We start from the raw sequence: 1,007 nt of genomic DNA on the forward strand, positions 1-1,007 counted from the left end.
CTGTTATAGAACGTGCCGTACTTCGGTGCCAAATTATAATGCAAGAACTCCTCAAAGAACGAACCTGAGCCGAAGTTCTCATAACCCCAACTTAATTTATAAGGATTGGCCGCAGTTTTTTCAACACCGTCAAGGTAAATATTTGGAATACCGGCTTTCTCACCGTTTTGGTTGATAAACCAATCCGCAACCGCTCCTGTTCCGTTGTCCGCAAATCCCCAGGGAGCTTTCTCCCTTGCCTGTTCCTCGGTCAACTTTTCACCGTTTATATTATAATAGCCGGTAAAATACTGCATAACAGTATCTTTCTCGCCTTTGGTGACATTGCACTCGCCTGCGGCTCTCGTGGCGGGAGCGTTCTTTGCCATGCTTGCCGTGTTGGTGCCTATGTTCACGAAGCCGTTTTCTATGCCGTAATATCCGTAAACACGGTACTCGCCGTTATTGTTGACAGCCACAAACACTTGGCTCATGCTTTTAAGAGCGTCGAAAACGATACTGCCCGTACCATTGTCCAATTTGGTTTCAGCCATGAGATAACAGCCTTTTTCGAGAGGGTTGGTCGTAAATACCCGCACAGCGCTTTCCCCTTTGATGTAAGGAAGATTGATGTTCAGGGTAGTACGCACAGCCATGTTCCAGTCCTGTTCGGCAGCCACGCTACCAAACGCATTCTCCCAACTTTGAGCATACTGCTTGGAAGCATAGTTGGGGTCAAAGAAATCCGTCTCCTTCGAGCACGAAGAAAGAAGAACTGCACCTGCCACAACTGCAAGCAGGGAGGCTTTGTTAAACATAATCATAATTCTTTATATCTGGTATTTGTTAAGTTATTCATGAGGTATACGGCGGCAAAGATATGTAAAAAAAACACAACTGCCAAATTTCCAGCGAGTTAAATTTAACAAAACCGAAATTTTAACTATCTCAATACCAATCCCGCCACACATGAAACAATGCTAATGTACAAAACAAAACTAAATATTCCAACGCATTAATCTATAACT

1 protein-coding gene is annotated in these 1,007 nt (G+C 43.9%); it reads right to left on the bottom strand.

Going from position 1 to position 1,007, the window contains the following annotated elements; translation table 11 throughout:
* A partial coding sequence (locus tag MoGM_RS00325) for a hypothetical protein (protein WP_146078591.1) occupies positions 1 to 803 on the bottom strand: 803 nt, incomplete at its 3' end.
* Positions 804 to 1,007 lie beyond the last annotated feature (204 nt).

This window comes from Prevotella sp. MGM1 (assembly GCF_002933775.1).
Lineage (GTDB): Bacteria > Bacteroidota > Bacteroidia > Bacteroidales > Bacteroidaceae > Prevotella.